The 18,519-nt window shown below is 70.7% G+C and carries 17 protein-coding genes and 1 pseudogene; 12 read left to right on the forward strand and 6 right to left on the reverse strand.

Annotated features, from left to right (window positions below):
- Nucleotides 1-92 precede the first annotated feature (92 nt).
- Both GTY58_RS07045 and GTY58_RS07050 read right to left on the reverse strand, forming a co-directional pair.
- The gene (locus GTY58_RS07045) at nucleotides 93-1,661 is read right to left on the reverse strand and encodes an arabinogalactan endo-1,4-beta-galactosidase (RefSeq protein ID WP_010982762.1); all 1,569 of its coding nucleotides are present in this window, start codon (nucleotides 1,659-1,661) and stop codon (nucleotides 93-95) included.
- A 134-nt stretch (nucleotides 1,662-1,795) separates the two neighbouring features.
- On the reverse strand, nucleotides 1,796-3,817 hold the full coding sequence (locus GTY58_RS07050) for a beta-galactosidase (RefSeq protein WP_010982763.1): 2,022 nt from the start codon (nucleotides 3,815-3,817) through the stop codon (nucleotides 1,796-1,798).
- A 185-nt stretch (nucleotides 3,818-4,002) separates the two neighbouring features.
- Here GTY58_RS07050 and GTY58_RS07055 point away from each other — a divergent pair, with 185 nt between their 5' ends.
- From GTY58_RS07055 to GTY58_RS07085, 7 genes are all read left to right on the forward strand, one after another.
- The gene (locus tag GTY58_RS07055) at nucleotides 4,003-5,322 is read left to right on the forward strand and encodes an extracellular solute-binding protein (RefSeq protein WP_010982764.1); all 1,320 of its coding nucleotides are present in this window, start codon (nucleotides 4,003-4,005) and stop codon (nucleotides 5,320-5,322) included.
- On the forward strand, nucleotides 5,319-6,242 hold the full coding sequence (locus GTY58_RS07060; RefSeq protein ID WP_010982765.1) for a sugar ABC transporter permease: 924 nt from the start codon (nucleotides 5,319-5,321) through the stop codon (nucleotides 6,240-6,242). The genes GTY58_RS07055 and GTY58_RS07060 overlap by 4 nt, the downstream gene beginning before the upstream one ends.
- Nucleotides 6,239-7,144, forward strand: a complete 906-nt coding sequence (locus GTY58_RS07065; RefSeq protein ID WP_010982766.1) for a carbohydrate ABC transporter permease — start codon at nucleotides 6,239-6,241, stop codon at nucleotides 7,142-7,144. The genes GTY58_RS07060 and GTY58_RS07065 overlap by 4 nt, the downstream gene beginning before the upstream one ends.
- Nucleotides 7,141-8,172, forward strand: coding sequence for a LacI family DNA-binding transcriptional regulator (locus GTY58_RS07070; protein WP_010982767.1), 1,032 nt, complete (start codon nucleotides 7,141-7,143; stop codon nucleotides 8,170-8,172). The genes GTY58_RS07065 and GTY58_RS07070 overlap by 4 nt, the downstream gene beginning before the upstream one ends.
- 238 nt (nucleotides 8,173-8,410) lie before the next feature.
- Nucleotides 8,411-8,767, forward strand: a complete 357-nt coding sequence (locus tag GTY58_RS07075) for a VOC family protein (protein ID WP_010982768.1) — start codon at nucleotides 8,411-8,413, stop codon at nucleotides 8,765-8,767.
- Nucleotides 8,768-8,850: 83 nt separating this feature from the next.
- Nucleotides 8,851-9,240 carry a MarR family transcriptional regulator gene (locus GTY58_RS07080; protein WP_010982769.1) on the forward strand — a complete coding sequence of 130 codons (390 nt, stop codon included), beginning with the start codon at nucleotides 8,851-8,853 and terminating at the stop codon, nucleotides 9,238-9,240.
- On the forward strand, nucleotides 9,150-10,319 hold the full coding sequence (locus GTY58_RS07085) for an FAD-linked oxidase C-terminal domain-containing protein (protein ID WP_255222040.1): 1,170 nt from the start codon (nucleotides 9,150-9,152) through the stop codon (nucleotides 10,317-10,319). The genes GTY58_RS07080 and GTY58_RS07085 overlap by 91 nt, the downstream gene beginning before the upstream one ends.
- 185 nt (nucleotides 10,320-10,504) lie before the next feature.
- Here the strand turns inward: GTY58_RS07085 and GTY58_RS07090 are convergent, their stop codons facing one another.
- Together GTY58_RS07090 and GTY58_RS40520 are read right to left on the reverse strand one after the other, a co-directional pair.
- Complete coding sequence (locus tag GTY58_RS07090) at nucleotides 10,505-10,924, reverse strand: SseB family protein (RefSeq protein ID WP_010982771.1); 420 nt, start codon at nucleotides 10,922-10,924, stop codon at nucleotides 10,505-10,507.
- Between the two features lie 450 nt (nucleotides 10,925-11,374).
- Nucleotides 11,375-11,605 (reverse strand): annotated as a pseudogene (locus GTY58_RS40520) (L-2-hydroxyglutarate oxidase); the annotation flags it as partial.
- A 47-nt stretch (nucleotides 11,606-11,652) separates the two neighbouring features.
- Here GTY58_RS40520 and GTY58_RS07100 point away from each other — a divergent pair.
- On the forward strand, nucleotides 11,653-12,822 hold the full coding sequence (locus tag GTY58_RS07100; RefSeq protein WP_242432192.1) for a PP2C family protein-serine/threonine phosphatase: 1,170 nt from the start codon (nucleotides 11,653-11,655) through the stop codon (nucleotides 12,820-12,822).
- Nucleotides 12,823-12,898: 76 nt separating this feature from the next.
- Here the strand turns inward: GTY58_RS07100 and GTY58_RS07105 are convergent, their stop codons facing one another.
- The gene (locus GTY58_RS07105; protein ID WP_237528729.1) at nucleotides 12,899-13,372 is read right to left on the reverse strand and encodes a hypothetical protein; all 474 of its coding nucleotides are present in this window, start codon (nucleotides 13,370-13,372) and stop codon (nucleotides 12,899-12,901) included.
- 127 nt (nucleotides 13,373-13,499) lie between these two features.
- Nucleotides 13,500-14,417: a rhodanese-like domain-containing protein gene (locus tag GTY58_RS07110; RefSeq protein WP_037646051.1), complete on the reverse strand. Its 918-nt coding sequence runs from the start codon at nucleotides 14,415-14,417 to the stop codon at nucleotides 13,500-13,502.
- Between the two features lie 424 nt (nucleotides 14,418-14,841).
- Here GTY58_RS07110 and GTY58_RS07115 point away from each other — a divergent pair, with 424 nt between their 5' ends.
- From GTY58_RS07115 to GTY58_RS07130, 4 genes are all read left to right on the forward strand, one after another.
- Complete coding sequence (locus GTY58_RS07115) at nucleotides 14,842-15,777, forward strand: ABC transporter substrate-binding protein (protein WP_010982775.1); 936 nt, start codon at nucleotides 14,842-14,844, stop codon at nucleotides 15,775-15,777.
- 126 nt (nucleotides 15,778-15,903) lie between these two features.
- The gene (locus GTY58_RS07120; protein ID WP_010982776.1) at nucleotides 15,904-16,941 is read left to right on the forward strand and encodes an ABC transporter substrate-binding protein; all 1,038 of its coding nucleotides are present in this window, start codon (nucleotides 15,904-15,906) and stop codon (nucleotides 16,939-16,941) included.
- Nucleotides 16,938-17,711, forward strand: coding sequence for an ABC transporter permease (locus tag GTY58_RS07125; protein WP_010982777.1), 774 nt, complete (start codon nucleotides 16,938-16,940; stop codon nucleotides 17,709-17,711). Before GTY58_RS07120 ends, GTY58_RS07125 begins: the two co-directional genes overlap by 4 nt.
- Nucleotides 17,708-18,502, forward strand: a complete 795-nt coding sequence (locus GTY58_RS07130) for an ABC transporter ATP-binding protein (RefSeq protein ID WP_042492815.1) — start codon at nucleotides 17,708-17,710, stop codon at nucleotides 18,500-18,502. The genes GTY58_RS07125 and GTY58_RS07130 overlap by 4 nt, the downstream gene beginning before the upstream one ends.
- Nucleotides 18,503-18,519: the final 17 nt, after the last annotated feature.

An 18,519-nucleotide genomic window follows, 5' to 3' on the forward strand; every position in this document is an offset into this window, starting at 1 on the left:
CTCCGCGACCCTTGTCCAAGGCCGTTCGGTCGCCCGGCGCAAACAGCGAGGGCCCGGCCGCCCTCCGGCGGCCGGGCCCCGTCACCGCGGACTCAGCGGTGGCTGAACAACGTCATCGCCGGCAGCGCCTTGTCGTCGTAGCCGAACAGGGCCTGGTTCTCCCAGCCGTTGCCGGAGGCCGCGTCGGCCGGGTCCCAGCCGTTGCCGGTGACCGCCGTCCAGGTGGCCTCCCAGTAGAAGACGCCGAGGCCACGGCCGTTGGGCACGGCCTCCACGATGTTCATCACGTCGCGCAGCCAGGCGGACTGCCCGGCCGTGGTGGCGGCGTAACCGGACACCAGCTCACCGGTGGTGTCGATCTGGTTGGTGAGCGAGTCGTCGCTGTCGAGACGGAAGGGGTAGGCCGTCTCGGCGAGGAAGACCGGCTTGCCGTACCGGGACGCCGCGTCGTCCAACGTGGTCTGGAAGTCGTACAGCGAACCGTGCCAGTAACCGTAGTACGACAGACCGATGGCGTCGAAGTTCACGCCGCCCGCCACCGCCTTGTCGAACCACGCGCGGGTTCCCGCGAGGTCGCCGCCCTTGGCGAGGTGCAGCGCCACGACCGTGGACGAGGAGACCGCCTTGGTCGCGCTGTAGCCGGAGTTGAGCAGGCCGGCGAGCTGCGGCCAGTTGTCCGTGGAGCCCTCGGACCACAGCATGCCGCCGTTGATCTCGTTGCCGATCTGCACCATGTCGGCCGTGGTGCCCTGCGACTTGAGGGCGCTCAGGACGTCGTACGTGTGGTTGTAGACGTCCGTCTTGAGCTGGCTGTACGAGTGCCCGGCCCAGGCGGCCGGCTTGCTCTGCGCGCCCGGGTCGGCCCAGGTGTCCGAGTAGTGGAAGTCGACGAGCAGCTTCATGCCCTGCGCCTTGACGCGCTTGGCCATGGCGAGGACGCGCGTCTTGTTGTTGTAGCCGTCGGCCGGGTTCACCCACACCTTGAGGCGGGCGTAGTTCATACCGGCGGACTTGAGGATGGTGAGGGCGTCGCCGGTCGTGCCGGAGCCGGTCTTGTAGACACCGCCGAACGCCTCGCTCTTGGCCAGCGACGAGATGTCGGAGCCCTTGATGCCGAGTCCGGTCGTGCCGGAGGTGAAGGTCAGGTCGTCGACGTTGAGCCAGTTGCCCGCGTTGGCGTCGGAGTTGACGCTGATCGTGCACTGGTTGCCGGTCACCGCGACGGGGGTCACGATCCGGATCCAGCCGCCGGCGGACACCGGCAGGTCCGTGCGCTGCTCGGTGCCTCCGCAGTTCTTCAGCGCCAGATAGGCGGAGTTCTGGCCGCCGCCCGAGCGGACCCAGGCGGTGAGCGTGTAGTTCCCGTTGGCCAGCCCGGACAGGTACTGGTACGTCTCGACCTTGTAGGCCGAGGCCGACCAGTGCGTGAGGCGGTAACTGCCGCTGCGCCCACCGGACTCGGTGAAGGAGGCGGCGTTCTGGCCGGCCGCCGAGTACGTCGACCAGCCGGCCGGCGTCGCGGTGCCGGTGCCGTCCGACTCGAAGCCGGGATTGGTGAGCGTGGCGGCGGCCCGTGCCGAGGTGGCGGGCAGGGTGGTGAGCGCCAGACCTGCGAAGAGCGGTATCAGCAGGGCCCGTAGGGCGCGTCTCGCGTGGAACATCGTCGTCCCTTCGACGAAGGCGGGGGACCTGAAGGAGCGGAGCTGTGACGGCGCCGTGCCCGAACCGCTCCGGACACGGCGCCGCCGGGACCGGCCGGAGGTCCCCCCAGGAGTCCGGCCGGGGTCTTGGGGGGTCAGCCGTCGAGTCGTACGACCCTGACGGCGCCCGCGGGCACGGACACCTGTCCGGCGGCGCGCTCACCCGTGAGCAGCTCGGTGCCGTGGGCGTCGAGCGGCACCTTGGTGTCGAGCGCGGTGTGGTTGACGGCGAACAGGAAGGTGCCGGACTCGCCCGTGCGGCACACCACTTCGACATCGCGGGGCAGATCGGCGCGCGGCGCGATCCGGGCGTCGTCGGCGGCCCGGCCCAGAAGGGCGTCGAGGCCCTGGGCGGTCAGCCGGGTGGAGACGTACCAGGCGGAGCCCTCGCCGAACCGGTGCCGGGTGACCGCGGGGTGGCCCGCGGTGAGCCCGTCGGCGTACGTCCAGACGGTCTCGGCGCCGCGGGGCACCACGAACTCGCTCCACACGTCGCCCGTGAGCTCGGAGCCGTCGGGGCCGGTGACGCGGATCCGGTCGTCCTTCAGGAGCGGCGAGAACTCCTCGACGGTCAGGCCGAGTACGTCACGCAGGGCGCCCGGGTAGGGGCCGTCGTGCACGGCGTCGTGCTCGTCGACGATGCCGGAGAAGTAGGAGACGACAAGGGTGCCGCCGTTCTCGACGTACTCCTCGAGGTTGTTCCCGGCGGCCTCGGTCATCAGGTAGAGCGCGGGCACGACGACCAGCGGGTAGGCCGACAGGTCGGCTTCCGGGTGCGCGAAGTCGACGGTCAGGTGGCGGTCGTAGAGCGCCTCGTAGAACGCGTCGGCACGCTCGCGCGGATCGTGGTCCTCGCTGGGGCGCCACTGGAGGTTCTGCGCCCACCAGGACTGCCAGTCCCACAGGACGGCCACGTCGGCGCGGGTCCGGGTCCCGCGGATCGAACGCAACGAGTCGACGGAGGAGCCGAGTTCGACCACCTCGCGCCACACCCGTGTGTCCGTGCCGCCGTGCGGCAGCATCGACGAGTGGAACTTCTCCGCGCCGCGCCGGGACTGCCGCCACTGGAAGAACATCGCGCCCTCGGAGCCGCGTGCCACATGGGCGAGGGAGTTGCGGGCCATCTGGCCGGGAGCCTTGGCGGGGTTGTGGGGCTGCCAGTTGACGCCCGAGGTGGAGTGTTCGAGCAGCAGCCAGGGGGCGCCGCTCGCCACGGAACGCGTGAGGTCGGCGGCCATCGCGAGGTTGACGTGGGTGCGGCGGCCGTCGGTGATCAGGTAGTGGTCGTTGGTGACGAGGTCGACCTCGCGGCCCCAGGCCCAGTAGTCCACGGAGTCGCACTGGCTCAGGGCGGTCATGAAGTTGGTGGTCACCGGGATGCCGGGCGCGAGGCGGTGCAGGATGTCCCGCTCGGCGACGAAGTTCTCGCGCATGGTGGCGTCGGCGAACCGCTTGTGGTCGAGCGCCTGGCCCGGATTGCCGACCGTGGGCGTCAGGCGCGGCGGGTTGATCTGGTCGAAGCCGGCGTAGCGCTGGCCCCAGAAGGCGGTGCCCCATGCCTCGTTGAGGGCGTCGATCGTTCCGTAGGTGTCCGTGAGCCAGCGGCGGAAATGGGCGGCGCAGCTCTCGCAGTAGCAGGCCGAGACGGGGACGCCGTACTCGTTGTGGACGTGCCACAGCGCGAGGGCGGGGTGCTCGGCGTAGCGGGTGGCGAGCCGGGTGGTGATGTTCGCGGCGGCGGCCCGGTAGTCCGCGTTGCTGTGGCAGATGGCGCCGCGGGAGCCGAACTCGTAGCGGGTGCCGTCGGCGGTCACCGGCAGCGCTTCGGGGTGGGCGCGGTAGAACCAGGCGGGCGGTGCCACCGTAGGCGTGCCGAGGTCCGCGCGGATGCCGTTCTCGTGCAGCAGGTCGAGCAGGCGGTCGAGCCAGCCGAAGTCGTAGGCGCCCGGCGAGGGTTCGAGCAGTGCCCAGGAGAAGATGCCGACGCTCACCATGGTGACGCCGGCCTCTCGCATCAGCCGGACGTCCTCCTGCCATACGGTTTCCGGCCACTGCTCGGGGTTGTAGTCCCCACCGAAGGCGAGCCTGGTGAGGCCCTTGGGGGTGGTCTCCGGCATGGATTTCTCCCGGTTAATCGATCATTTGGGAACGTGCACACACATCGACAGCGGCACGAGCCCAACATAACCGCACAGCAACAACCATTGACAAGTGTCCTGGATGTTTCTCTACTGTGAACGCTCACAGAAGCATGGCAGGTCCTCCGCAGCAGGCGGAGACCCAGGTCAGGGGAGAAAGATCCATGCCAAACACGAAGCACTGCCGCCTCGTGGCCACCGCCCTCGCCGTCGCGCTCGGCGCCACCACGCTCGCCGCCTGCGGCTCGTCCGACGACGACAGCGACGCCCGGTCGGGGCCCGCCTCGCTGACGTACTGGACCTGGACGCCGGGCATGGACAAGGTCGTGGACCTGTGGAACAAGGGCCCGGGCAAGAAGCAGCAGATCACCGTCACGGTGAAGAAGCAGGCGTCCGGCGACACCCTGGTCACCAAGATCCTCACCGCGCACAAGGCCAAGAAGGCGCCCGACCTGGTGCAGGCCGAGTACCAGGCGCTGCCGACCCTGGTCAGCAATGACGCCCTCGCCGACATCTCGAAGAACGCGGGCGACGCGAAGGGCAAGTTCGCCGAGGGCGTCTGGCAGCAGACCACGCTCGGCTCGGACGCGGTCTACGCGATACCGCAGGACATCGGGCCGATGATGTTCTACTACCGCGAGGACCTCTTCAAGAAGTACGGCCTGACGGTGCCGACGACCTGGGAGCAGTTCGCGAAGACCGCCCGCGCGCTGAAGCACAAGGCCCCGGACAAGGACCTCACCACCTTCTCCTCCAACGACTCCGGCCTCTTCGCGGGTCTCGCGCAGCAGGCCGGCGCCAAGTGGTGGACCACCTCGGGCCAGAAGTGGAAGGTCGGCATCAACGACGCGGCGTCGCAGAAGGTCGCCGACTTCTGGGGCGGGCTCGTCAAGGAGGGGGCGATCGACAACCAGCCGATGTACACCCCGGCCTGGAACAAGGCGCTCAACACCGGCAAGCAGATCGCCTGGGTGAGCGCGGTGTGGGCGCCGGGCACGCTGACCAGCGGCGCGCCCGACACCAAGGGCAAGTGGAAGATGGCCCCACTGCCCCAGTGGGGCGACAGCGACAGCGTCACCGGCAGCTGGGGCGGTTCGTCGACCGCCGTCACCACGGACTCGAAGCACCAGGCGGCCGCCGCGAAGTTCGCGACCTGGCTGAACACGGATCCCAAGGCGCTGACCGCCCTCGCGAAGGAGAGCGGCATCTACCCGGCCGCCACCACGGCGCAGACCAGTGACGCGTTCCAGGAACCGCCGGCCTTCTTCTCCAACCAGCCGGACTTCTACCCGCAGGCCGCGAAGATCGCCAAGACGACCGCGCCGTCCGCCTGGGGCCCGAACGTGAACGTCGCGTACACGACCTTCAAGGACGCCTTCGCCGCCGCCGCCAAGAACAAGTCGGACTTCGGTGCCGCCCTGGCCAAGATGCAGGACGACACGGTCGCCGACCTGAAGAAGCAGGGCTTCGAGGTCTCCGAGTGACCAGTGCGCGCCGGACGTCGTACGGGGTCAAGGGGGCCCCGTACGCCTTCCTCCTCCCCGCGGCGACCCTCTTCGCGCTGTTCTTCGCACTGCCCATCGGGTACGCGGTCTGGCTCAGTCTCCACAAGGTGCGCGTCTTTGGCCTCGGCCTGGGAGCGGGCGCCCGGAAAGAGGTCTGGGCGGGCCTGGAGAACTACACCGACGCCCTCACCGACTCCGCGCTGCTCCACGGCGCGCTGCGCGTGGTCGGCTACGGTGCCATCGTCGTCCCGGTGATGCTCGGCCTCGCCCTGGTGTTCGCGCTGATGCTCGACACCGACCGGGTCCGGCTGGCCCCCTTCACCCGGCTCGCGATCTTCCTGCCGTACGCCATTCCCGGCGTCGTGGCGGCGCTGCTCTGGGGCTTCCTGTACCTGCCGGACGTCAGCCCGTTCTACTACGTGCTGAACGGGCTCGGCCTGCCGCAGCCCGACCTGCTGGACGGCGGCCCGCTGTATCTCGCCCTGTCGAACATCGCGGTGTGGGGCGGCACCGGCTTCAACATGATCGTCATCTACACCTCGCTCCAGGCCATCCCGGTGGAGGTGTACGAGGCGGCGAAGCTGGACGGCGCCACCCCGCTCCAGATCGCGCTGAAGATCAAGATCCCGATGGTGGCTCCGTCGCTGGTGCTCACCTTCTTCTTCTCGATCATCGCGACGCTCCAGGTGTTCAGCGAGCCGACCACCCTCAAACCGCTCACCAACTCCGTTTCCACGACCTGGAGTCCGCTGATGAAGGTGTACCAGGACGCCTTCGGCAAGGGCGACATCTACGCGGCCGCCGCAGAGGCCGCGATCATCGCCGTCGTCACGCTCGTTCTGTCCTTCGGCTTCCTGCGGGCCGCGAACTCCGGCAACAAGCAGGAGGAAGCACGATGAGTTCTCTTGCGCTGCGCAAGTCCGCACCGGCCGCCGGTACGACGCCCGGCACCGCCCAGGGTCCGCCGCTGCGCCGCCGGATCGCCCTGGTCCCGACGCTGACGCTGCTGCTCGGCGCCCTGTACTGCCTGCTGCCGGTCGCCTGGGTGGTGATCGCGGCCACCAAGTCGGGCCGTGAGCTGTTCTCCACCTTCACCTTCCTGCCGGGCACCGGCTTCACCCAGAACCTCAAGGACCTCAACGCCTACCGCGACGGCCTCTACTGGACGTGGATGGGCAACTCGGCCCTCTACGCGGGCCTCGGCGCCCTCCTGTCGACGGCCGTGTCGGCGCTCAGCGGCTACGCGCTCGCGGTCTACCGCTTCCGCGGCCGCGAGACCGTCTTCAACGTCCTGATGGCGGGCGTACTGATGCCGCCGGTCATCCTCGCGATCCCGCAGTACCTGCTGCTGGCCAAGGCGGACCTCACGGATTCGTACGCGTCCGTGCTGCTGCCGCTGATCCTGTCCCCGTACGGCGTGTACCTCGCCCGGATCTACGCGAGTGCCGCGGTGCCCGGTGACGTCGTCGAGGCCGGGCGGATGGACGGGGCGAGCGAGTGGCGGATCTTCATCCGGATCGCGCTGCCGATGATGGTGCCCGGCCTGGTGACGGTGTTCCTGTTCCAGTTCGTCGCCGTCTGGAACAACTTCCTGCTGCCGTACATCATGCTCAGCGACGACGAGAAGTTCCCCATCACGCTCGGTCTGTTCACGCTCCTCGAGCAGGGCGCCAACACCCCGGCGTTGTACACGCTGGTGATCACTGGGGCCACGCTGGCGGTCCTCCCGCTGATCGCCCTGTTCCTGGTCATCCAGCGGTTCTGGAGTCTGGATCTGCTGTCCGGGGCCGTAAAGTCATGACCATGCACGCGACGGGCGGCAGGCGCAGGCCGCCGACGATCCATGACGTGGCGCGCGAGGCCGGTGTCTCGCGCGGCACGGTGTCCCGGGTACTCAACGGCGGGCACTACGTCAGCCCGGCGGCGCAAGAGGCGGTCAACGCCGCCATCCGCAGGACGGGCTACGTCGTGAACCGGCACGCCCGCTCCCTGATCACCGGGCGGTCCGACTCGATCGGCTTCCTGCTGACCGAGCCTCAGGAGCGGTTCTTCGAGGACCCCAACTTCAATGTGCTGCTGCGCGGCTGTACGCAGGCGCTGGCCTCGCACGACATCCCTCTGCTGCTCATGCTCGCCGGCACCAAGGACGAACGGCGGCGCATAACGCGGTACATCACGGCGGGCCATGTCGACGGGGTGCTGCTGGTCTCCAGCCACTCGGGCGATCCGGTCGCGGAGGAGCTGCGGGAGGCGGGCGTACCGCTGGTCGCCTGCGGCAAGCCGATCGGGCTGGGCTCCAAGGTGAGTTACGTCGCGGCGGACGACCGGGACGGCGCCCGTGACATGGTGCGCCATCTGCTGTCGCTGGGCCGCCGCCGCGTCGGCGTGGTCACCGGACCGCTCGACACTCCGGGCGGTGTGGAGCGGCTCGCGGGCTACCGGGAGGTGCTCGCCGAGGCGGGCCTCGAGTACGACGAGCGGCTCGTCGTCCCCGGCGACTACAGCCGGGCGAGCGGTGCGGCCGGCGCCGAGCGGCTGCTGGAGCGGGCGCCGGAGATCGACGCGGTCTTCGTGGCGTCCGACCTGATGGCGCAGGGTGTGCTGACGGTGCTCCGACAGGCCGGGCGCCGGGTCCCCGAGGACGTGGCCGTGGGCGGCTTCGACGACTCCCCCGCCGCCACCGCGTCCACTCCGTCGCTCACCACCATCCGCCAGCCCTGGGACCGGATCAGCAACGAGATGGTACGCGTGCTGCTGGCCCAGATCGGCGGCGAGGACCCGGCGGCGGTGATCCTGCCCACGGAGCTGGTCAGGCGGGAGTCGACTTGAGGAGTGCGGGGAGGGAGCGGGCGGCGGGGGTCGGGTCCCCGCGGGCTCAGAGCCCCGCGGCGCGCACGGCCTGCTCCGCGAGGAGGCCGCGGCCCGTGCCCTCCCGTGTCGCCGGCGCCGTCCGCACGCCGTGCACCGCAGACGGTCAGGATTGAAGAAGCCGGACCGGGCTTCCTCCGCCTAGCGTGAAAGCGCCGGCCCGATCGCCGGCGCCCACCGCACCACGGAGGAGTACGTCATGACCGCCGGCCTCAAGACCATCATCTACCCCGTCAAGGATCTCGCTCGGGCGAAGGCGCTGTTCGGCGCGCTGCTGGGCGTGGAGCCCTACGCGGACGAACCGTATTACGTGGGCTTCAAGGACGCGGGGCAGGACGTCGGGCTCGACCCCAACGGACACGCCAAGGGGATGACCGGCCCGGTGCCCTACTGGCACGTGACCGACATCAGGTCCCGCCTGTCGGCCCTCCTGAACGCCGGGGCCGAGCCCCTTCAGGACGTCCAGGACGTCGGCGGCGGCCGGCTGATCGCCTTCGTGAAGGACGCGGACGGGAACCTCATCGGGCTCATCCAGGAGCCGGCCGCACACCAGTGATCCCTGGCCGGCCCCGGTCGGGTGGTTGCAGCTGCACTAGTTGCATGGTCAATGAATGGCCGGTTTTCTGTTACCTTGCAGCCATGGCAGCGAAAACGACCGGTGCCCGGCTCGAGGAGCAGTGGCGGGACATCCTGTCGGTGCACGCCCGCACGATGTGCGAGATCGACCGTGCGCTCCACCCGTACGGCCTCGGCGCCAGCGACTTCGAGGTACTCGACATCCTCGCGACGGAGTCGGCCGAGGCCGGCGACCAGTGCCGTGTGCAGAACATCGCCGGCCGGGTCCATCTGAGCCAGAGCGCCCTGTCCCGCCTGATCGGCCGGCTGGCGAAGGACGGTCTGGTGGAGCGCTCCGTCTGCGAGGAGGACCGGCGCGGAGTGTGGGTCGCCCTCACCCGCAAGGGACGCGACCTGCACGCCGAGGCACTGCCGCTGCAACGGGCCGCCCTGGCCCGCGTGTTGAACGCCTAGGACCGTCCGGCGGTCAGGCCCTGCCCCGTACGGACGACCAGCTCGCCGTCGTGGAACCCGGTGTGATCACCGCCGTTCTGGACCGTGCGGCCGGTGCGCACGGGCTGCGGTACGCGCCCGATCCGGCGAGCGCGGCCCTGTCGACGATCGGCGGGAACATCGCGACCAACGCGGGCGGTCTGCGCTGCGCGAAGTACGGCGTGACCCGGGACAGCGTGCTGGGTCTGGAGGCGGTGCTCGCGGACGGCACGGTCGTGGGCACGGGCCGCCGTACGGTCAAGGGCGTGACCGGCTACGACCTCACCGCCCTGCTCACCGGCTCCGAGGGCACCCTGGCGGTGATCACGTCGGCGACTGTACGGCTGCGGCCCGTGCCGGTGGCGACGGCCACGCTCGCCGCCTTCTTCGACTCCTTCGAGGCGGCCGCCGAGGCCTCGTACGCGATCGGCCGGGCCGGTATCGAGCCCGCGCTCGCGGAACTGGTCGACGGTCCGGTCCTGCACGCCATCGACCCGGCGCTGCGGGAGCGCGGCGCGGCGCTGCTGCTCGTGCAGTGCGACGGCGCGGGCGCGGCCGCCGAGGCGGAAGTGGTCGCCCGGGTGCTCGCGCCGTCCGCCACGGCCGTCGAGACGACCACGGACCCTGTCGAGGCCGAGTCCCTGCTCGCCGCCCGACGGCTCGCCCTGCCCGCTCTCGAACGGCTCGGACGCCCGCTCATCGAGGACATCGCGGTGCCCCGCTCCCGGCTCGCGGAGGCCGTTCGCGAGATCCGCGCCATCTCCGCACGCCATGACGTGCCCGTCTTCACCATCGCGCACGCGGCGGACGGGAACCTGCACCCGATCATCGTGGTGGACCGGTCCCTGCCGGGGCTCCCCGACGCGGCCTGGGAGGCGGCGGGCGAGATCTTCGCACTGGCCCTGCGGCTGGGCGGCACGCTGACGGGTGAGCACGGCGTGGGCGTCCTGAAGCGGCAGTGGGTGGCGGACGAACTGGGGCCCGCGGCCCACGCGTTGCAACGGAGGATCAAACGGGCGTTCGACCCCAGGGGGGTCCTTAACCCCGGAAAGTGCCTTTGAGGCAGGGCCGGCCGGGACGCACTCACCTCGGCCGCTTCGCACAGCGCTGACGGGCCCGGCTCGGGGAGTCGCCACCGCAGTTCCGCCGCAGCCTGTGAGCTGACCGCCGGTGCCCCCCGGGGCCCGGCCGCTGCCCGTTCACCGTGGCCGGGCCCGCTTCCCACGGGCCCGGGCGCCGGATGACTTCACGCGGAGGGCCGGGCCAGCAGGGTGCGTACGCCGTCGGAGTCGAGCGTCAGTCCGTGCGGTGAGCCGGCGTCGATGGCGAGCGAGAGACCGGCGGACGGCCACTGCGAGGCGAGCGCGCCGAGCGGCACCACCCGGTAGCGCGAGACGAACGGCAGCAGTTCGGCCATGGCCGGCTCCGAGGTGAACACGGGCACGGTCTGTTCGCCGCCCGACTCCTCCAGGACGGGCAGGGCCACGATCGAGGGGTCGGAGGCGTCCGGCTCGGCGGCGTCGTCGGGGACGGGCACCAGCACCTCGCTGTCGGCCAGCGTGTCCAGCGCCTCCGTGTCCATCGTGTGGACGGAGAGTGCGGTCAGCGCCTCCTGCGCTGCGGCGGCGGTCTCGGGCGTCGGGCGGTCGTTCGAGGGTGTGTCCATGAGGTATTCCCAGGTAGTGGCGGGTGGGACGCCGGGGCCGACAAGATCCGCCCCGGCTGCGATTCGGGTCGCGTACCCGTCCCCAGCCGGGGCATGCCTGCGGGTGCGGTCAGGTCACCGGGGGTGGTCGGCAAGCACGTCGTCCACCACACCCCGCGTGCCCGGCGTCGGTCAGGGGACCGCGGCCGGGCACGCGATGGACGGGACCGCCTTCGGCACATGGACGCCGGAGCCGGCCGGCTCCTGGTGCCGGGCCGCGGCCGAGCACGGAGGGTCCGACGGCGGCGACGCCCTGGGCGCGGGCGCGCTCGACCGCCTCCTCGGCCGCCGTGGACAGGGCCACCGGTCCGGGGGCGCGGTCGGCGGACACGGTGGCCACGGCCGGGAACGTGGACTCGACGGTGATGTCCGGCCGGGGGTTCGCCTCCCCCGACGCGAGGAGTTCCAGACGATCGCCATGCTCGACGTGGCGGCGGGCGAGGGAGCGTTGCGTACGGTCGTGACCCGGCCGAGGCGGTGGATGCGGAAGTCGCCCACGAGGGTGCCGTCGCGGTCCAGCGCCTGGGCCCGTACGCCGTTCTTGGTCCGTACGACGTCCCTGGCGCCGATGTCGGGCACGTACCGCCGCGCGGCCTTCATGTAGGCGGAGGCGGAGAGCGAGCCGGCGTCCCGAAGGAAGGAAGCGCCCGAGCGACAGGCGCAAAATGGGAGATATGGATGCCCGCCGTGTGTCAGTGGACCGCCTCGTGGGGCGGTCGTCGGGCCAGGGGCTGGTGGCGATCCCGCTCGCGCTGATCGTGGTGATCACCGTGGTGGACATCCACTCCCCTTCGACCATCCATCTGGGTCCGTTGCTGGTCATCGCACCCGCACTCACCGCCTCCATCGCCGGGCCGCGGCTGACCGCTCTGGTCGGGGTGGTGGCTGTGGCCGCCCAGGTGTTCATCGCGGTGTTCCACGGCGGGCTGGCCACGGCCAACCACATCGCGCAGATCATCGCCCTGTCCGTGCTCTCCGCACTGGTGGTCTTCGTCTGCCATGTACGGGAGCGGCGGGATCGGGAGCTGAGCCGGGCGCGATCGGTGGCCGAGACGGCGCAGTTGGCTCTGCTGCGGCCGCCGCCCCGCCGGATCGGGCCGTTGCGCGTCGCCTGGCTGTACATGACCGCCGAGGACGAGACCCAGATCGGGGGCGACCTCTTCGCGGTCGCCCGCGCCGCCCACCCCTCCACCCGGGTGATCATCGGCGACGTCCGCGGCAAGGGCCTGGCCTCCATCGGCGAGGCATCGGTGGTGCTGGGCTCGTTCCGTGAGGGCGCCCACCGCTACGCCACCCTGCCCGAGCTGACGGCGGCGCTCGAGGTGAGCGTGTGCCGGGACCTGGAGGACGTGGCCGATACGAGGCACGACCCCGGAGAGCACTTCACCACCGCACTCGTACTCGACATCCCCGACGACGACTCACAGGCCGAGATGATCGACTGCGGCCATCCCCCACCCCTGCTGCTGCACGATCACCAGGTCACGGTCCTGTACCCCCGCCGTCCCGTACCCCCGCTGGGCATGTGCGAACTGCCCGCCGCGAGCCACCGCACCGACCCGTTCGCCTTCGAACCCGACGACATCCTCCTGCTCTACACCGATGGCGTCATCGAAGCCCGCTCACCAACGGGCGCCTTCTACCCACTCGCCGAGCGGGTCGCCTCCTTCCCCACCTCCAGCCCCGACACCCTGCTGCGCCACATCCACGATGACCTGCTCCACCACATCGGCGGCCAACCCGCCGACGACGCCGCCCTCCTGATCATCGAACGCACCGCCTCCCACCTCCACCGGCCGCACCTCCCGGCCCGCACCCTGGACGGCCGCCGGCGGATCCACCACGGTGGATCCTCTTGACCTGCCGTCGGCACCACGCACCCGCCGCACTGGCCCCGTGCAAGAGCCCGCTCTCCGCCGCGGAGCGCGTCTCCGCTCAGCCGCCGGCGGCCTGGGCAACGACAGCAGCGCGCACGTGGGAACAACTTCCGTCAACGACTGTCCTGGGGATGCGCATCCGGCGCAGCAGACCACGCGTGAGGCGATGGTCGAGCGTGGTGCGCCAGGTGACACCGGGATGCCGGGAGCGCAGATGCAGCAGCGCCCTCGTGCCCAGCCCGCTGTCGCGGAACGGCCCATCGAGGACCACATCGGTGATCACGCCCTCGGCGCACTCGTCACACGCCTGATACGTCACCCGGCCGACCACCTTGCGGATGTGCACCAGCAGCAGACAGTCCTCACCCCGGCCGTCAGGCGCGGGGCACTGCACCAGCTCGACATCGCGATAGGCGAGCAGCCTGCGATGCCACCGGCCCCCTCGCCGTCCGGAACGCCGGTGCCTGCCCTCGGCCCGCCGCGGTGAGGCGCCGGCCCGTGACCCGGGCAACCGGCCGTGCACGGCGGTCATCACCGATGTCTGGTTTCCCTGCATGCCATCGCGTGTGCCCCGATATCAGGGACCAATGTCCGCACCGGGCGATGCACGCGTCGGCCCGCGTGCCGTCAGGACTGCTCCGGCTCCGTCCGCACTCCCATCACCGCTGATCACCCAGCCGCTGATCACCCAGCTGATGACCCAGCCTGATCGGCCTGGACAGGTCCCCGGACCACTCTTCCAGCGAACCGTCGTACAGGCTGATGTCCTCACGGCCGAGCAGCGTCAGGGCGAGTGCGGTGCCGGCGGCCGAGATGCCACCACCGCAGTAGAGGACGACGGGCGACTCGGCGTCCTGGAGAACTGCGCCGGTGCGCCGGGCGAGTTCGGAGCGGGGCAGGAGTCGCCCGGTGGCATCGAGCAGACCGCGTCCCGGGAGGCTGAGGCTGCCGGGAATGTGGCCCCGGCGGCTGTAGCGCGTGGCGGCAGAGCCGTCGAAGCCGCCGGGCGGCAGGGCGCACACCAGTGTGCCGGGACGCTCACCTCGACTGATGGCGGCCACCTCGTCGATACCGGTCCACACATCGGGACGAGGTACCGGCGTGAGCGGCCGCGAGACCCGCACGGCACCCGTCTCGTCGCCGTGGGCGACCGGGTGCCCGCCCTCCTCCCAGACGGCCCACCCTCCGTCAAGTACCGCCGCCGGTACGGAGATCGACCGCAGCATCCACCACAGCCGGGCCGCCCAGATGCCGCCGCCGCTGTCGTACGCGACGACCTCGGAGCCGTCGCGCACACCGAGCCGCTGGAGAGCGTCGGCCAGCGCCCTCGGAGACGGGACCGCGAAGTGGTACGGCGCCTCGTGGTCGGACAGGTCACCCGTGAGGTCGGCGTGGCGGGAGCCCGGGATGTGGCGCTCGGCCCACTGGGCGTGGCCGCTGCCGGACCGGTGGTCGCCGTCGTGGCGGGGCGACGGCAGCAGCGCGGTGGCGTCGAGGACGACCAGTCGGGGGTCGTCGAGGTGGGCCGCGAGCCAGGCGTCGTCGACGAGCGGTCCGGAAAGCAGGGCGTCGGTCATGGCCGGGATGCTAACCCGGCGGCGGATAGAGGCCGCCCCTGAACTGCGATATCTCGCCCACTGGGCAAGGGTGTCCCACATTCTGGAAGCCGTTTGCGCAGCATCGGTTGCCTGGGGTTATGGTTTCGGCCATCTACGCGGGAGCCCCTACCCGATTGGGCTGAGAGGGCGTCTGGGATCCAAGTCGGCGCGAGCCGACCGGTCCCCATGGGAACGCCGACCGCATCACTTGAGCCATAGTGCCCGCGTAGGAGTACCGCATGTCTTCGGCAGTCGAGCAGCAGTGTCCCCCGGCCTCCGCCGCGGCGCCCCGCTCCTGTTGTTGACCCGGACCGGACTCCTCCCTCCTCCCGTTCTCTCTTTCCTCCCTTTCCTTCTTCACCAGGCCCACGCGCCTGAGTGCCCTCCGCGGAGTTGTCTCTCGATGTCGCACGTCCGAGTCATGCTCGACTACTTCCACCCTTGGCCGAATTCGGCCGGTTTGTACGTCGCCCGGGAGCGCGGCTGGTACCGCGAGGCCGGCCTCGACGTGGAACTCGCCGTCCAGGACCCGGGACGTGGCGACACCCTTGAGTACCTGGCCCGCGGCGAGGTGGACCTCGGCCTCTTCCCGCCCAATCGCCTCCTCGCGCGCCGGGCCGCCCACGCCCAGCCCCTGCTCGCCGTCGCCGCCGTCAACCACCGCGCCCTGGAGGCGGTACAGACCGCCCGCTCCACCGGCATCACGCGCCCTCGCGACCTCGCCGGGCGCCGCCTCGCCTACAACCCGACGCCCCGCGGCCGCGCCATGGTCCGGCACCTGGTCGCGACCGACGGCGGCGACCCGGACGCGGTGATCACCGTCGATTCGGGCTACCGCGAACTCACCGTCGACGACATAGCGGCCGGCGAGGCCGACGCCACCTTCGGCAACTACTGGTCCTGGGACGCCCTGCGCGGCGATCTGCCCGAAGAGCACCGGCTGACCTGGCCGGTCGACGAGATCGGCGCACCCCGCTACCACAGCTACCTCCTCGGCACGAGCGAGGCCTTCGCCGACACCGAGCCCGGCCTGATACGCGCCTTCCTGTCCGCCACCGCCCGCGGCTACGCCGCCGCGGCCGCCGAACAGGACCGCGCGCAAGCGCTGTTGGAGCGGGTGATTCCGTACTTCTCCCGCCCCCTGATCGCCCGCTCCCTGGCCCTCGTCGCCCCGACCTGGACCGGCGCCGACGCACGCTGGGGCGTCATCGACGAGACCCGCATGGGCCCGTACGCCGACTGGCTCGCCCGGCACGGCGCCATCGCGCACGCCCGCGACTGGGCGTCGTCCTACACGAACGAACTGCTCGAAACCACCGCCCCGGCGGTCAGCACATGACCTGCCAGGCACGGGAACTGACGAGGCGTATGGCCGTCGACCTCATGCGGGTCAACAGCGCGCTGTGTCGGGCGTGAGGAGCACTGCCACGCCTTCATCGCCGCCCTACCCCCTCCGAGGATCCCCATGAGACCCCGTACGACCGCCCTGCTCGCCCTGGCCACCGCCGCCGCCCTCACCGCGACCGGCTGCGCAGCCCAGGACTCCACCTCCGCCGCGACGAAGAACGGCACCACCCAGGTCACCCTGGCCCTGGACTGGACGCCCAACACCAACCACACCGGCATCTACGTCGCCCAGCAGAAGGGGTGGTTCAAGGACGCCGGGATCGACCTGCGGATCGTGCCGTACGGCTCGACCGCACCCGAGACGCTCGTCGCGAACCACAAGGCGGACTTCGGAATCTCGTACCAGGAGGGCGTCACCACCGCGCGCTCCGCGGGCCAGGACATCACCTCCGTGTACGCCGTCACACAGAAGACGAACGTCACGGTCTCCGTGCGCGCCGACCGTGACGACATCAAGTCCCCCAAGGACCTGGACGGCAAGACGTACGCCGGCTTCGGCGCCCCGTACGAGAAGGCCCTGCTCCAGAAGGTCATCCAGGAGGACGGCGGCAAGGGCGACTTCAAGCAGGTCACGCTGAACACCTCGGCGTACGCGGCGCTGTACGCGGGCAAGGCGGACTTCGCGATGCCGATGCCGACCTGGGAGGGCCTGGAGGCGAAGCTGACGGGCAAGCCCCTCAAGGACTTCCAGCTCGCCGACCACGGCTTCCCGGCCATCTACTCGACGCTCGTCGCCTCCTCCGGGCAGTACCTGAAGCAGAACCCCGAAGTCGCCAAGAAGTTCCTGGCCGTGGTCGACAAGGGGTACGAGTACGCCGCCGGCCATCCCGGCCGGGCCGCCGACCTCCTCATCGCGGCGAACAAGAGCACGCTCACCAACACCGAACTGGTCAAGAAGAGCGAGACGTTGCTCGCCAAGGAGTACTACCGCGCCGCCGACGGCACGATCGGCACCCAGACCGCCGAGCGCTGGCAGGACTTCGCCGACTTCGAGTTCAGGGCCGGGCTGCTGACGGACAAGAACGGCAAGAAGCTCACCAAGGCCCCCGACGCCTCCACCTACTTCACCGACGCGTACCTCCCGGACACGAAGTGAGGGCGGTCCTGCGTGCCGTCTGGCCGCCGCTCCTCGTCCTCGTCGTGCTCGTGACCGGCTGGCAGTGGTACGTGAGTGCCGCCGGTGTCGACCCGACGGTGCTGCCCGGCCCCGGTCGCGTGCTGTCCGAGGGGTGGTCAAACCGTACCGATCTGTGGGACCAGACCCTGCCCACCCTCCAGGAGACCCTGCTCGGCTTCGCGCTCTCCTTCGCCGCCGCCTGGCTGGTGGCCGTGGTGCTGGACTTCTCCGCCGTGGCCCGGCGGGGCCTGTATCCGCTCCTGGTGGCCTCGCAGACCATCCCGATCGTCGCCGTCGCGCCGCTGCTGATCATCTGGTTCGGCTTCGGACTGCTGCCGAAGATGCTGGTGGTGACGCTGACGACGTTCTTCCCGCTCGCGGCGAACCTGGCGGCGGGCTTCGCCGCCACCGACCGCGACGCGATGCGGCTGCTGCGCTCGCTGGGCACGGGCCGGCTGCGCGCCTTCCGTCTGGTCCGCGTCCCGAGCGCGCTGCCGCACTTCTTCACCGGGCTGCGCGTGAGCATCACGTACGCCGTCGTCGGCGCCGTCTTCGCCGAGTACGCGGGCGCGGAGAAGGGCCTCGGGATCTATATGCAGGCGCAGAAGAGCGCGTTCCGCACGGACCTGGTGTTCGCGGCGGTCACCGTGACCGCGCTGCTGAGCATCGCCCTGTTCGGGGCGACCTGTCTGCTCCAGCGGCTCGTGCTGCCGTGGGAGCGGGCGCTGGTGAAGGAGGGCACGTCATGAGTCTCGAAGTGCGCGGAGCGGGCAAGGCGTTCGGCACGCTCGAAGTGCTGCGCGAGCTCGAACTCAGCGTGCGGCCGGGCGAGTTCGCGGCCGTCATCGGTCCGAGCGGCAGCGGTAAGAGCACCCTCTTCAACCTGATCTCAGGGCTGGACACCCCCACCTCCGGCGAGATCCTCGTCGACGGCGCCCCGGCGTCGGTGGCCTCCGGCAAGGTCGCGTACATGCCGCAGAAGGACCTGCTGTTCCCCTGGCGCACCGTGCTCGACAACACCGCGCTGGGACTCGAGGCGCAGGGCGTACGGAAGAAGGAGGCGCGGCGCCGGGCGGGCGAGCTCTTCGAGGCCTTCGGCCTGGACGGCTTCCAGTCCTCCTACCCCTTCCAGCTCAGCGGCGGTATGCGGCAGCGCGCGGCCCTGCTGCGCACCGTCGTCCTGGAACGGCCCGTGCTGCTGCTCGACGAGCCGTTCGGCGCGCTCGACTCACTCACCCGCACCGAGATGCAGCTGTGGCTGGCCGACATGTGGCAGCGCTATCGCTGGACCGTCGTCCTGGTCACGCACGACATCCGCGAGGCCGTGCTGCTGGCCGACACCGTGCATGTGCTCTCGCCCCGGCCGGCCACCGTCGTCGAGCGCGTCGAGGTGCCGCGCTCCGGTCCGCGCGGCCTGGACGCCCTCGCCGAACCGGAGTTCGCGGCGACCGAAAGACGTGTCCTGGACGCTCTGCGCGGCCCGACCGCGGTGACAGCGGCGGTCACGACCGCCATGACAACAGCGGTGAGCGCGACGTGAGTTCACATCTTGCGCAC

Source organism: Streptomyces sp. SID5469 (assembly GCF_009862865.1).
Classification (GTDB): domain Bacteria; phylum Actinomycetota; class Actinomycetes; order Streptomycetales; family Streptomycetaceae; genus Streptomyces; species Streptomyces avermitilis.

Bases quoted from the DNA above. Each gene is read 5' to 3' on its own strand.
- GTY58_RS07045 (WP_010982762.1), bottom strand. From the start codon at position 1,661: ATGTTCCACGCGAGACGCGCCCTACGGGCCCTGCTGATACCGCTCTTC.
- GTY58_RS07050 (WP_010982763.1), bottom strand. From the start codon at position 3,817: ATGCCGGAGACCACCCCCAAGGGCCTCACCAGGCTCGCCTTCGGTGGG.
- GTY58_RS07055 (WP_010982764.1), top strand. From the start codon at position 4,003: ATGCCAAACACGAAGCACTGCCGCCTCGTGGCCACCGCCCTCGCCGTC.
- GTY58_RS07065 (WP_010982766.1), top strand. From the start codon at position 6,239: ATGAGTTCTCTTGCGCTGCGCAAGTCCGCACCGGCCGCCGGTACGACG.
- GTY58_RS07070 (WP_010982767.1), top strand. From the start codon at position 7,141: ATGACCATGCACGCGACGGGCGGCAGGCGCAGGCCGCCGACGATCCAT.
- GTY58_RS07075 (WP_010982768.1), top strand. From the start codon at position 8,411: ATGACCGCCGGCCTCAAGACCATCATCTACCCCGTCAAGGATCTCGCT.
- GTY58_RS07080 (WP_010982769.1), top strand. From the start codon at position 8,851: ATGGCAGCGAAAACGACCGGTGCCCGGCTCGAGGAGCAGTGGCGGGAC.
- GTY58_RS07090 (WP_010982771.1), bottom strand. From the start codon at position 10,924: ATGGACACACCCTCGAACGACCGCCCGACGCCCGAGACCGCCGCCGCA.
- GTY58_RS07105 (WP_237528729.1), bottom strand. From the start codon at position 13,372: ATGACCGCCGTGCACGGCCGGTTGCCCGGGTCACGGGCCGGCGCCTCA.
- GTY58_RS07110 (WP_037646051.1), bottom strand. From the start codon at position 14,417: ATGACCGACGCCCTGCTTTCCGGACCGCTCGTCGACGACGCCTGGCTC.
- GTY58_RS07115 (WP_010982775.1), top strand. From the start codon at position 14,842: ATGTCGCACGTCCGAGTCATGCTCGACTACTTCCACCCTTGGCCGAAT.
- GTY58_RS07120 (WP_010982776.1), top strand. From the start codon at position 15,904: ATGAGACCCCGTACGACCGCCCTGCTCGCCCTGGCCACCGCCGCCGCC.
- GTY58_RS07130 (WP_042492815.1), top strand. From the start codon at position 17,708: ATGAGTCTCGAAGTGCGCGGAGCGGGCAAGGCGTTCGGCACGCTCGAA.